We start from the raw sequence: 12337 nt of genomic DNA, 5'->3' as shown, positions 1-12337 counted from the left end.
TTTCTTCATTACGCAAAGAGGCACGCGGATATTCCGGTTTGCAACCACCGACGTTGAAGTCGATCACGCCAGGCACGATGGAGGGGCCTGTGGCTTTGGTGTCTGCGACCGGCGAGGGTGCTGCCACTGCCTTGGGGATCACATTCGATTCTGGCCTGACTTCAGATTTGACGCTGATGGTCGGGGCTTGTTGTACCGGTTGCTGTACCTGGACTTCCGGTGGGGGAATGAACGGGGGTGGCGGTGCCAACAACTTTGGTGGCGGCGGTGGTGGTGTATCTGGCGGCGGCGGTGGCGGTTTTACTTCTTCCACCAACTTGACTTCTGCTGGCTTGATTACCACTTCCATGGCCTTGCGCGCTAATCCGGATACCAGTGCATATACCACCAGTACGTGAAATGCGATAACCAGCCCTAAGCCTATAAACTTCTTCCCCGGCTCTTGCTGGCGATTTGAAAAATCCATTACTGCTCCTCCACTACCACAAGGTCAACTGTCTGACGCAAGTCAAAACAACTCAAACAAAAAAGTGATTATAAATGCTGTGTATCAATAAAAAACCATACCGATACAAAACCACTTATAAATTCATAAGCTGCAGGCTCATCAAAATATAAATCGAGGTTTTTCCCAAAACTGACTTATTTAATTTTGCCTGCAACCAAAATGCCAGTTTCTACTGACGACATCTGTACTTGACCAGGTAATAAAAAATATTGATCTATTTCCACTGCCAAATTCATTGAGTCACAAGTGACCATCAAACCAATGACAGGCAAGAAAATTATTATTACTTGCAGCAATTACACAGCACTAAACATAGATCAGATCGGCTAAAAAACTTCCTATGTAAAAAAGCACCAACTTACCATAGGGAAAATGTAAATTTAGCCGTCAGATTTTTTTCCGAAGGCGCATAAAACCACTTATGCCCGGAAACTGTCAAGTGCTTTACCTGTCGCTCCGTCAAAAAAACAACATGGCGCATTTTGCCAAAAAAACACCCGCAAAGGAAACCTAATTTCTTGTGCTATGCAGCATAAATTATTCCAGCGCAGCTTTTTTTACACTTCATTACATTGAGAAATTTGTTCATTCCTTCACTCGCCAAAATTTAATTTTTTTTGAGCCTTTTTTCAAGCATCAAACTATCTAAAGTTGCGTCGAATTACCGCACCACCATGGTGCATAGCAACATCATAATCCCCTTAATAATGCGCAATTATTGCCAGAATGCACTCAAAAAACCTAAATTGAAAAGAATTGTCACACCGCAGCAATTCGGTATGAAATAAAAATTTCTTTCCTTCCCCCAACGGCAAGGCTCTTGCGTTATGGTTACGGCTTTTTGAAACTTAAGCAAAAGAAACTGTCTGATAAATCGGGAGCAAAATTAATTTGCACCTGCAATATGTAAATTAATCTATTCAGGTAGTGTTTCTTTCAAGATTTGTGCCATGAAATCCAAGCATTTTGCTAACCGGGCCTGATCCATGCTTAAACAGAGCAAATTTGCGTTACCAGATGATGAGGTTTAAAAATGTTCATGCGTCACCAGAGAGTTACTTGCATTTTAACTATGCTGCTGGCTACATTTCCCTTGCAGATGGCGCAAGCAGCCAACCCTGCAGATCTCAATAAAGTAGTCAGACAAGCCTTTGAAGCTGCAGATGATGGTTTTGACATGGCCAAAACCCAGAATTTCTATTCTGGCTGGGTCAGCGAAGCCATTTTCGAGCCCTTGCTTAGTTATGATTACCTGGCGCGCCCTGCCCGCCTCTTGCCACTATCAGCAGAAACCATGCCAGAAGTGACAGAACAGGGGAAAGTATTTACCTTCAAGATCAGACCTGGCATCTACTTTGCGCCTGATCCGGCATTCAAGGGTAAAAAACATGAATTGACTGCGCATGACTATGTTTACACCTTCAAACGCGTACTCGACCCAGTTAACCGTTCCCCCAATGCCAGTTTTATCGAAGGCAAGATCGTCGGCCTTGATGATGTCGCAGCCAAAGCAAAGAAAACAGGCAAATTTGATTATGATGCGCCTGTTGCCGGCCTGAAGGTCATTGATAAATACACACTTAAAATAGAATTAAAGGCAACTGACTACAATTTTCTGTATGTCGTCGCCTACGGTGGTTTTGGCGCTGTAGCAAGAGAAGTCATCGAGGCTTATGGCGACCAGACTGGCCTGCACCCGGTCGGTACCGGCCCTTACATGGTTGAAAAATATCTGCCGCGCAGCAAAATCGTACTGACGGCCAATCCCGAATACCGTGGCTACACCTGGGATTTCAAATCGACAGGCAGCGCCCGCGATGAAGAAATCGTCAAGCAAATGAAGGGCAAGAAAATGCCCCAGGTAGGCAAGGTCGATATCAGCATCATCGAAGAAGAACAATCGCGCTGGCTGGCATTCCAGGATGGGCAACTGGACATAGATAAATTGCCGCAAAGCGCTGCTACTGCGGCACTGAATGGCGTTGAACTCAAGCCTGAGCTGAAAGACCAGGGCATCAAGATGGACAGGGTCACCGATGCCGGTAATACTTTTACGATTTTCAATATGCGCGATCCTGTCATCGGCGGCTATACCAAGGAAAAAATTGCCCTGCGCCGTGCCATAGGCATGGCCTATAGCTATGAAGACGAGATCGCCCAAATGCGTCTGGGACAGGCGATACGTTCAGAAATGATCATCCCCAAAGACATCGTTGGTTATGATCCATCCTACCGCAGCAGCCTGGTGTACGACATCAAGCTGGCCAATAAACTACTTGATCATTTTGGCTACAAGCGTGGCGCGGATGGCTATAGAAATAACCCTGATGGCAGCCCACTGACGATAAAAAAAACCGTGGAACCTGCCGCCATCTATAAAGTGCAATCCGAGATTTATAAACGCGGTCTCGACAAGATAGGTTTGCGCATAGATTTCCAGGTCAGCAATTTCGCCGACAATCTGAAAGCTGCATCCGCCTGCAAGCTAAATATGTGGAATGGCGCCTGGAATGCAGACTTTCCTGATGGTGAAAATTTCCTGCAACTGCTATACGGCCCAAAATCTGGTGCTGGCAATCATGCCTGCTATGAGTCGCCCGCCTATGATGCGTTGTTCCGCAAGGCAGTATCCATGCCCCTGGGTGAAGAGCGCAATAAGGTATATGCGCAAATGAACCGTCAGGTAGAAGCTGATACACCCTGGATCATGCACACTTCCCGCATCCGTAGCTGGTTGTATCGCCCCTGGATTACTGGCTATAAAAAACATCCCATCTTGCATTCTGACTGGGCATTCATTGATGTAGAAAAACATTAAGCTTAGCCCGTCAGTACCAGTTTGACTCAATATTCACTTATCACCACCGTACAAAATAGCAGGAGAACTTGTTAATGAAGTCCACTCATCCGTATCAGCGCAATCAGCACAACATGGCAATGCGCAAGCTGAGCAGAACAGGCATGGCGATATGCCTGGCGCTTGCAGCTCTGATGTCATCCACCCTGCCCTTGCAGGCGCATGCCGCCAAACCTGAGTTTGCTGATCCGGAAAAAGTGTTGCGCACCATTTTCCCTGTTGCCGAGACTGGCTTTGATCCTGCGGCGACTCGCGACCTGTACTCCAACGCCATCAATGAAGCGATCTTTGAGCGCCTGTTCACTTATGACTATCTGGCGAGTCCGGCGAAAATCATTCCCGAAACCGCCGATGGCATGCCAGAGATTTCTGCCGATGGTAAAACCTATACCATCAGGCTGAAAAAAGGCATTTACTTCACCCCTGATGCAGCATTCAATGGTAAAAAACGTGAACTGACGGTGGATGATTACGTGTACTCATTCAAGCGCATCATGGACCCGAAAATTGCCTCTACTCATGTCTGGCTGTTAGAGGACAAGATCGCAGGACTGGATCAACTGGCGGCACAGGCAAAAAAATCCGGCAAGTTTGATTATTCGGCCAAAGTACCCGGACTGGAAGTCGTCGATAAATATACCCTGCGCATACATCTGACGCGCCCTGACTTTAATCTGCCCATGATATTGGCCTACACCGCCATGTCTGCCGTTGCACGTGAGGTCATAGAAAAATACCAGGACGTACAGGGTGCTGCCATGGCAAACCCGGTCGGCACCGGCCCTTTCCAACTGACTGAATGGGTACGCGGTTCGAAAATGATATTGGACGCGAATCCTGATTTCCACACAACGATATGGGACTTTCAGGCCAGCTCTGACCCGAATGACCAAAAAATCATCGCCGCCATGAAAGGCAAGCGCATGCCGCAAATCGGTCGCGTCGTCGTCAATGTGATACTGGAAGACCAGTCGCGCCTGCTGGCATTCCAGAAAGATGAAATTGATTTATTCCAGTTATATGGCGGCCTGGCCCCCCAGGTATTGAACGGCCCTGATTTGAAACCTGAATTTGTCAAACGCGGCATACAGATGTCGCGCATTGTCGATCCTGAGCTGACTATCTATTACTGGAACATGCAAGATCCGGTATTTGGTGGCCTGAGCAAAGAAAAAATCGCCCTGCGCCGCGCCATGGCCATGGCACATAATGTAGAAGAAGAAATACGCATCGTCGACAATGGTCATGCGATACCGTTGCAATATCCCATCCCTCATGGCGTAGTGGGTCATGACCCTAACTACAAAAGCAGCATCCAGTACAATCCTGCCGCCGCCAATGCCCTGCTCGACAAGTTCGGCTACAAAAAAGGCAAGGATGGTTATCGCACCAACCCTGACGGCAGCCCATTGGAAATTGTGCATACTGCCCAAACCGAATCACGCGGTCATTTACAGGCTGAAGTATGGAAAAAATCTTATGACGGCATTGGTATCAGGATGCGTGCCGAATTCCGTCCCTTTGCTGAAATCCTCAAAGCAGAAAAGCAGTGCCAGTTGATGCAGCGCATTTCACCATGGATAGCGGACTATCCCGATGGCGATAATTTCATGCAATTGTTTTACGGCAAAAACATACACATGAATAATAATGGCTGCGTCACCATTCCTGAATATGACAAGCTGTATGAGCAATCACAAAAACTGGCCCCGGGACCAGAGCGCGATCTGCTGTATCACAAGATGACCCGCATCATGGAATTGTATGCTGCGCAACGCCTGGGTTATGCGCGCCACCGCATGATGCTGTCACAGCCACGCGTAATAGGGCATAAGAAACACCCCATCATGCATATAGAATGGATGCAGATAGATATCGACAAGACCAAGTAGACAAAAAAATAAGCCGCAGACTAACTGAAATTTGAAAACCGAGAGACAAACATGACCGCTTATATACTGCGCCGCTTATGGCAGATGGCACCAACGATGCTGGGTGTCATCCTGCTGGTGTTTTTCCTGTTTAACTGGGTGGGTGGCGACCCGGCCTACATCCTGGCGGGCAAGATGTCGAATGCCGAACAGATTGCCAATATCCGCACCCAGTTGGGCATAGACCAGCCCTACTATGTACAACTATGGATTTTCATCAAGCAAATTGTCACCTTCAACTTTGGCAATAGCTGGAGTACGGGTGAAGCCGTGTCATCCATCATAGGCACACGTCTTGGCCCTTCACTGACAGTGCTGATACCGCTGACAATTATCGAAACCCTGATCGCAATTGCACTGGCACTGGCAATTGCCTTCAAGCGCGGCTCGTTCACTGACCGTTCTGTGATGATTGCATGTACGGTCGGCATGTCGGTCAGTATCCTGGTCTACATCATCGTTGGTCAGTATTTCTTTGCTTATAAACTGGGCATGTTTCCGGTACAAGGCTGGGGCAATCATTTCGCCGAGAACCTGTTCAAATACTCTGCCCTGCCTATCCTGATTGCCCTGGCGGTTGGCGTAGCGCCTAACCTGCGTCTGTTTCGTACCTTTGTGCTGGATGAAGTAAACCAGGATTATGTGCGCACAGCACGCGCCAAGGGTGTCTCGGAAAGCCGCGTGAAATGGGTGCACGTCTTGCGCAATGCATCGATACCTATCATTACCCACGTCATGTCGAATCTGCCAGCGCTGCTGATTGGTGCCTTCCTGATCGAGCGTTTCTTTTCCATCCCTGGGATAGGTCGTGAAGTGATACTGGCAGTGGAGCGCAGTGACTTCCCGGTGATCAAAGCGATCACCGTGTATGTCGCAGCAGCCACCATGTTTTTTAATTTGTTGACCGATCTGCTGTACCAGGCGGTTGATCCACGCGTACAGTTGAAATAAGGATCATTCATGAGCACGACTATCACAAATCCAACTGTACAAACAGTTTCACCCGGACTGTGGGCACTGGCCTGGCGCCGTTTGCGTGCCGACAAGGTCGCCATGATTGCCTTGGCAATCGTGGCTGCGTTTTTATTGACGCTGATACTGTCTGCGACTGGCATCATCGCATCTGACTGGGAGCAGGAGAGCGGAGTAAGTTATGCGCCACCAGGCTTTATTGGTGCCGATACCGGCGTAGCAGCTAAAGCCGAAGTAGAAGCGCCACCGCCAGAAAATCCACTTGACCCTTTGGCAGACATTATCCGTGAATTGCGTAAGCAACCAGATGCTGATCAGGCCGTCATCGTCAACGACTATGGCATTCCTGACCCGCTGGCAAAGGAAATGACAGAAATCCGCGCTGAGCTTGCCAAGTCTGGCAAGGCTGTGGTGGGTGAACGTCTGACTACCCTGCCCTTTGGTGCGGACAAATGGGGACATGACATCATCAAGAAAACCATCAAGGGCGCAGAGACTTCCATCGTGGTTGGCCTGGTCGCAGCTTTCCTGGCGACCTTACTGGGCACCATGTTTGGCGCACTGGCTGGTTATTTTGGCGGGAAAGTTGATGACTTCTTCAACTGGTTTTATAGCATTTTCACTTCCATACCTTACCTGTTGCTGATACTTTCAGTCGCGGCTGTATTGCAGCAAAAGGGTGTGACCACCATCATCCTGATCCTGGCTTTCACTGGCTGGACCGGGCCTTTCCGCCTGATCCGCGCTGAATACATGAAGCACAAGGCGCGTGAATATGTATGGGCGGCAGATGCCATTGGTGCTTCGCACTGGCGCAAGATGTTTGTGCATATCTTCCCGAATGTCAGCCATGTGGCGCTGGTTCAGGTATCCATCCTTGTCGTCGGGTTTATCAAGTCCGAAGTTATCCTGAGTTTCCTGGGCTTTGGCGTGCCGGTTGGTGTGGTGTCCTGGGGCAGTATGCTCAATGAAGCCCAGAATGAATTGATTTTGGGTAAATGGTGGCAACTGGTTGCCGCAACCGCAGCGATGGCCGTGCTGGTGACAGCCTTCTCATTGTTCACCGATGCCTTGCGCGATGCGCTTGACCCCAAGTTGAAATAAGGACAGATCATGAGTCAAGACAACACAAATCAAGCTTTGCTGAAAGTAGAAAACCTGCGCGTGTCTTTCCGCGTCAATAAAAAAGACAGCGTGGAAACGGTCAAGGGTATCTCCTTTGAAATACCGCGCAATTCCACCGTTGCCCTGGTCGGTGAATCAGGCAGTGGCAAATCAGTCAGTTCCTTGGCCGTGATGGGCTTGTTGCCGCCAGATACCTCCAGCATTGCCGCTGACAGCAGGATCATTTTTGAAGGCCGTAGCCTGCTGGAACTCAGCATCGCTGAAAGACGTGACCTGTGCGGCAAGGAAATCTCCATGATTTTCCAGGAACCGATGACATCGCTGAACCCTGTGTTTACTGTAGGCTTCCAGATCGCTGAAGTCTTGCGCCTGCACATGGGCATGGATGCCAAACAAGCACGCCAGCGCTCTATAGAATTACTGGAAGAAGTAGGCATCCCGGACCCAAAAAACAAGATTGATGCCTACCCCAGCCAGATGTCTGGCGGGCAGCAACAAAGGGTCATGATCGCCATGGCGATTGCCTGCGAACCTAAATTGCTGATCGCTGATGAACCGACCACGGCCCTCGATGTCACCATACAAAAACAGATCATCGACTTGATAGATGCGCTGCGTATCAAGCACAAGATGTCGGTACTATTCATCACCCATGACCTGGCACTGGTAGGTGAAATTGCTGACCATGTCATCGTCATGCGCAATGGCGAAATTCGCGAAGCGGGTACGGTAGAACAAATCTTTGAAAGCCCAAAAGATACTTATACCCAGGCGCTGCTGCACTGTCGCCCGACGCTGGATACCCGCCCATGGCGCTTGCCGGTGATTGCTGATTTCATGAGTAATAACGGCGCGCTGGTCGATCAAAAACAGCGCCCGCGTGGTCTTAAAGGCGATGAAGAGATCGTGCTGGAAGTCAAAGACCTGGGTAAGAGCTTTTATTCACGCGAAGGTTTCTTTGGCAAGAAAGAATTCAAGGCCGTCGAAGGCGTATCTTTCAAGCTGGCACGTGGCAAGACCCTGGGTGTCGTGGGTGAATCTGGCTCAGGCAAAACCACGGTTGGCCTGACATTGATGCGCCTGCACCAGGCAACCACTGGGCAAGCCCTGTTTGAAGGCAAGGACATCCTGTCCATGTCAAACAAGGAATTTCATCACTACAAGCGCCGCATACAAATCATTTTCCAGAACCCGTATGCATCGCTGAACCCACGCTTTACTGTCGGGCAGATTTTGATGGAGCCCATGCACATCCACAATATCGGTGCCAATGACAGCGAGCGTTCTGCCATGGCTTATCAATTACTGGAAAAGGTTGGCTTGCCAACTATCGCCTTCCACCGTTACCCGCATGAATTTTCTGGTGGTCAGCGCCAGCGTATCGCCATCGCACGCTGCCTGACCATGAAACCGGAAGTGCTGGTCTGCGATGAATCGGTATCAGCACTGGACGTGTCAGTGCAGGCGCAGGTATTGAATCTGCTACAAGATTTGCAAGAGGAATTTGGCCTGTCCTACATCTTCATTTCGCATGATCTGGCCGTAGTCAAATATATTGCCGATCAGGTCATGGTGATGAACAAGGGCAAGGTCGTTGAACTGGCCAATTCAGATGATCTGTATCTGAACCCTACCCAGGCATATACCAAAACCCTGTTGAACGCCATTCCAAAGGGCCTGCAGCACTAAGTTGCATAAGCGAACCGGCAGCTTGCCGGTTCGCCGTCCCCCTGTCTGAAAAATCCCCTTACACTTATATTTTTGACCAATCTTGCAAACACTGGCAAGATGGCATTTACCTATTGCGTGATGAAATAGGCACAATTGCCCCGCAAGTCACCGGAATTTCACCCGCCTCACTGGAGCCAGGATTGGAAGCATTAAGAAAATCATTCCACGAATTAATGCCTGCCGTGGATTTTTGTTCCATGCGCGTAGTCGATGAGCGCAGTGAAGAATTGCTGGTCAGACAAAATGTATTGCAGCCGCTGCGCAATGCACGCAGCCATGGTGCCATGTTGACAGTCATTCATGAAGGTGCGTATGGCTATGCTGCGACCAGTGATTTATCACGGAACGGTTTGCATACTGCGCTGCAGCATGCTTTGCGTTGGGCCAAACTCAGCACAGGAAAAACAGTAACGAATTTCAGCCAGATCCCGCAAGCTATTGTGTCCGGTACATATCAGAGCCCTCCTGCTTCCATAGTGGCGAGAAAAGACTTGATCGCTTTGCTGATGCAGGAATCCGCCGCATCCCATTTCAGCGACAAGATCGTGGACTGGAGCGCATCCATAGGTGTGACCCAGACTGAGCAACTATTTATCAGTAGCGCAGGTGCTGACATACATCAGCAATTCAACTACCTGATACCGAATCTCAGCGTCACCGCCAATGAAGGGTCAGAAACCCAGACCCGCAGCCTGGGGGGCCAATACAATGGGTTTTGCCGCCAGGGTGGCATGGAAGTCTTACAGCAATCCGGCTTTTATGGCGCGGGCAAACGCATTGCAGATGAGGCACTGGCGTTATTGCACGCAGCAAACTGCCCCAGTGGCCGCATGGATTTGCTGCTGATGCCAGAACAGATGATGCTGCAAATCCATGAATCGATAGGACACCCGCTGGAACTGGACCGTATACTCGGTGACGAACGTAATTTTGCCGGCACCAGTTTTGTCACGCCCGACATGTTTGGACATTTCCAGTATGGCTCTGAATTGCTGAACGTCACCTATGACCCCAGCCGCGCCGAGCAATTTGCCAGCTTCGGCTGGGATGATGATGGCAGTACCGCAGAAAAAACCTGGATTATCAAAAACGGCATACTGGAAAAACCTTTGGGCAGCGCGCTCTCGCAAGCTCGCGCTGGCATGGCAGGTGTCGCCAATTCACGCGCCTGCGACTGGAACCGTCCGGCCATAGACCGCATGGCCAACCTGAATATAGAAGCTGGCAACAGCGGCCTGAATGAGATGATTGCCAGTGTTGAGTATGGTGTACTGATGAATACCAATGTGTCCTGGTCTATTGATGATTCACGCAATAAATTCCAGTTTGGTTGTGAATATGGACAAATGATACGCAACGGCAAATTGCAGGAACTGGTGAAAAATCCCAATTATCGTGGCATATCAGAAAGCTTCTGGCGTTCGCTGAAAATGGTTGGTGATACATCCACCCTGGCAGTCATGGGCACCCCTTTCTGCGGCAAAGGCGAGCCATCGCAAGTCATACGCGTGGGCCATGCTTCACCAGCCTGTCTATTCGACCAGGTGGAAGTATTTGGAGGCGAAGCCTGATGCACAGCTATTTTTTATCCCTGGCCGCACATATAGAAACCCAGTTGGCAGCAAACGAAGTAAGTACCACCTGGCTGTCGGCAGAATCCAGCGATTTTGTACGCTTCAATCACAGTGCAATACGCCAGCCCGGCCATGTCTTGCAAATCATTTTGAACCTGCAATTGATACAGGGGCAAACGCATGCAGCCATGAGCTTTAACCTCAGCGGCAAGACGGAACTGGATCTACCCACCATCAATACCGCAATTCAGGATTTGCGCGCGCAGTTGGCTGATTTGCCAGCAGACCCGCACCTGATGATAGCGACTGAAGTCAATAACACTAACCAAATCCTGCCATCTTCCCTGCCGCCAGTAGTCACTATGCTGGAACAAATAATTGAAGCAGCAAAAGGTGTGGACATGGTGGGCTTGCTGACTACTGGCACACAGTATCGTGGCTTTGCCAATTCTTATGGCCAACGCAACTGGTATGAGACCAGCAATGTCAATTTTGACTGGAGCTTATTTCATTCTACTGACAAAGCCGTCAAATCCAACTATGCCGGATTTACCTGGAATGAGGCAGAATTTCTAAATAAATTCGCTGATGCTTGCAAAAAGCTGGCCTTGCTGGCGCGACCGCCAATCACGGTAGCTGCAGGTAATTACCGGGCCTACCTGAGCCCGGCTGCATTGAATGAATTGATCATGATGCTGAACTGGGGTGGTTTATCCGAAAAAACCCTGCGTACCCGTCATAGTTGTCTGCGCCGTATGCAATCCGGTGAGGCCAGCATGCATGCCATGGTTGATATTTGTGAAGACAGTCGCACAGGCTTGGAACCGGGATTTCAGGCGCAAGGCTTCATCAAGCCTGAAGTCATCCCCCTGATACAGGCTGGCAAGCTCACTGGCAGCATGATTTCGCCACGCAGTGCCAAGGAATTTGCTCTGGCCACGAATGGTGCAACAGAGGATGAATCAGCAAAATCCCTGGTCATGCAGGCTGGCATGCTGGCGAATGCAGACATATTGAAAGAGTTGGGCACAGGCATTTACATCGCCAATCTTTGGTATCTGAATTTTTCTGATCGTGCCACTTGCCGCATCACTGGCATGACTCGTTTTGCCACCTTTTGGGTAGAGAATGGTGAAATCATTGCGCCCTTAAACGTCATGCGTTTTGATGACTCTTTATTCAAGATGCTGGGAGAAAATTTGCTGGCATTGAGCCAGGAAACTGAAGTCATTATGGATGACCGCTCTTATGGCGAACGACATACGGGTGGAGCGATCTTACCGGGAGCACTACTCAAGGAAATGCGTTTTGTCCTGTAGAGCCGCAACAAACCGCATTTTACGACCATGAAAGGCGATGTTGTAGCATATTCAGGTTAAATACCGCATTTAGCCAAAGAGCTACTATGATGATCTATGTATCTTCAGGTTTGCGCAGATAAGCATTAGCGAACTTAGCATTTGCCCGTTTCGATGAGAGCAACTACAATTCCGACCTGTTGCGGAAAAGGCTGCAATGTAAGCGTTACGCATCACGATCAAAATCTGGTGTAAAAACAATAAGTAATAAAACCCACAGCGCAATAGAATAAGGCTTTAACTCATTTCATCATGCTGCTCAAAAAGCAGCTCAGTATGAG

8 protein-coding genes are annotated in these 12337 nt (G+C 49.3%); 7 read left to right on the top strand and 1 reads right to left on the bottom strand.

The annotated features are described in order from the left end of the window. On the bottom strand, positions 1–466 hold a 466-nt coding region (locus ACO0LD_RS15765; RefSeq protein WP_423008424.1), incomplete at its 3' end, for an energy transducer TonB. 1114 nt (positions 467–1580) lie between these two features. Here ACO0LD_RS15765 and ACO0LD_RS15760 point away from each other — a divergent pair. The 7 genes from ACO0LD_RS15760 (at position 1581) to ACO0LD_RS15730 (ending at position 12017) form a co-directional block, all read left to right on the top strand. Continuing rightward, positions 1581–3326, top strand: a complete 1746-nt coding sequence (locus tag ACO0LD_RS15760; RefSeq protein ID WP_423008421.1) for an ABC transporter substrate-binding protein — start codon at positions 1581–1583, stop codon at positions 3324–3326. Positions 3327–3400: 74 nt separating this feature from the next. Beyond that, a complete protein-coding gene (locus tag ACO0LD_RS15755; protein ID WP_423008419.1) occupies positions 3401–5257 on the top strand; it encodes an ABC transporter substrate-binding protein in 1857 nt (618 codons plus the stop codon). A gap of 51 nt (positions 5258–5308) precedes the next feature. After that, complete coding sequence (locus tag ACO0LD_RS15750) at positions 5309–6247, top strand: ABC transporter permease (protein ID WP_423008417.1); 939 nt, start codon at positions 5309–5311, stop codon at positions 6245–6247. 9 nt (positions 6248–6256) lie between these two features. Further along, positions 6257–7372 (top strand): ABC transporter permease, encoded by a 1116-nt coding sequence (locus ACO0LD_RS15745; RefSeq protein ID WP_423008415.1) that lies wholly within the window; start codon positions 6257–6259, stop codon positions 7370–7372. 9 nt (positions 7373–7381) lie between these two features. After that, the gene (locus ACO0LD_RS15740; RefSeq protein ID WP_423008413.1) at positions 7382–9082 is read left to right on the top strand and encodes an ABC transporter ATP-binding protein; all 1701 of its coding nucleotides are present in this window, start codon (positions 7382–7384) and stop codon (positions 9080–9082) included. Between the two features lie 215 nt (positions 9083–9297). After that, positions 9298–10695 carry a TldD/PmbA family protein gene (locus tag ACO0LD_RS15735; protein WP_423008434.1) on the top strand — a complete coding sequence of 466 codons (1398 nt, stop codon included), beginning with the start codon at positions 9298–9300 and terminating at the stop codon, positions 10693–10695. Further along, positions 10695–12017: a TldD/PmbA family protein gene (locus tag ACO0LD_RS15730; RefSeq protein ID WP_423008411.1), complete on the top strand. Its 1323-nt coding sequence runs from the start codon at positions 10695–10697 to the stop codon at positions 12015–12017. The genes ACO0LD_RS15735 and ACO0LD_RS15730 overlap by 1 nt, the downstream gene beginning before the upstream one ends. Positions 12018–12337: the final 320 nt, after the last annotated feature.

Source organism: Undibacterium sp. Ji83W (assembly GCF_049340385.1).
GTDB lineage: Bacteria > Pseudomonadota > Gammaproteobacteria > Burkholderiales > Burkholderiaceae_D > Undibacterium.
The sequence above is the reverse complement of the archived record's forward strand: the minus strand, read 5'-3'. Positions and strand labels throughout refer to the sequence as shown.

Coding starts and splice junctions, on each gene's coding strand:
- ACO0LD_RS15740 (WP_423008413.1), top strand. CDS start 7,382: ATGAGTCAAGACAACACAAATCAAGCTTTGCTGAAAGTAGAAAACCTG.
- ACO0LD_RS15750 (WP_423008417.1), top strand. CDS start 5,309: ATGACCGCTTATATACTGCGCCGCTTATGGCAGATGGCACCAACGATG.
- ACO0LD_RS15735 (WP_423008434.1), top strand. CDS start 9,298: ATGCCTGCCGTGGATTTTTGTTCCATGCGCGTAGTCGATGAGCGCAGT.
- ACO0LD_RS15745 (WP_423008415.1), top strand. CDS start 6,257: ATGAGCACGACTATCACAAATCCAACTGTACAAACAGTTTCACCCGGA.
- ACO0LD_RS15755 (WP_423008419.1), top strand. CDS start 3,401: ATGAAGTCCACTCATCCGTATCAGCGCAATCAGCACAACATGGCAATG.
- ACO0LD_RS15730 (WP_423008411.1), top strand. CDS start 10,695: ATGCACAGCTATTTTTTATCCCTGGCCGCACATATAGAAACCCAGTTG.
- ACO0LD_RS15760 (WP_423008421.1), top strand. CDS start 1,581: ATGCTGCTGGCTACATTTCCCTTGCAGATGGCGCAAGCAGCCAACCCT.